This window comes from Ruegeria sp. CE9 (genome assembly GCF_056537425.1).
In genome coordinates this window covers 1-752 of sequence record NZ_JBQFRO010000112.1, presented here as the reverse complement: position 1 = coordinate 752, position 752 = coordinate 1, and the positions used below count along the sequence as shown (strand labels likewise).

General features: G+C 57.8%; 2 pseudogenes. Both read left to right on the top strand.

The window, feature by feature from the left end:
• Positions 1–453 (top strand): annotated as a pseudogene (locus ACR0B3_RS24375) (leucyl aminopeptidase family protein); the annotation flags it as partial.
• A gap of 3 nt (positions 454–456) precedes the next feature.
• A pseudogene (locus ACR0B3_RS24370) lies at positions 457–752 on the top strand (NLP/P60 hydrolase); the annotation flags it as partial.

The following is a 752-nucleotide window of genomic DNA, read 5'->3' as shown; positions in this document are numbered from 1 at the left end:
GATGCAGAGGGGCGGCTGGTCTTGGCTGATGCCTTGGCGCTTGGGGCTGAAGGCGCCCCCGATCTTATGATTTCTATGGCAACATTAACTGGCGCTGCGCGGGTCGCAGTGGGGCCAGACCTTGCGCCATTTTACACAGATGATGAGGGTCTTGCCGCGCAGATTACTGCCAAAAGCCCTGATCAGTTCGACCCTGTTTGGCGTATGCCCTTTCACGCCCCTTATGAGGCTATGATTGAACCGGGCATTGCCGATCTGGATAACGCGCCCTCTGGGGGCATGGCGGGGTCGATTACGGCGGCCTTGTTTTTGCGCCGCTTCACCCAAGGCGCCGCGCGCTATTGTCACTTCGATATTTTTGCTTGGCAGCAAAGTGATGCACCTGCGCGCCCAAAAGGGGGTTTGGGTCAGGGCATTCGTGCGCTATACGCGGTGCTGTCTGAAGGGGTTTAAGACATGGCAAGCGATCCACGGATCACGGCAAGCAATGGGCGGGTGGCGCTTCGGGCGCTGCAAGGTCAGGTTGTGGCGGATGAATTCTTGGACGGCACATGGATGACGGTGCAGCAACCGTTGGCCAATATCATGACCGAACCAAAGGGCACGCGGGCGAGCCAATTGTTGTTTGGCGAGCGGTTTTTGGCGCTTGAAACGCGCGATGGGCAAGTTTTTGGTCAAGCAGAGCGGGACGGCCAAGTAGGTTATATTTTATTGCAGGCCCTTGCGGCAGAAACGCCCGTCACCCATTGGGT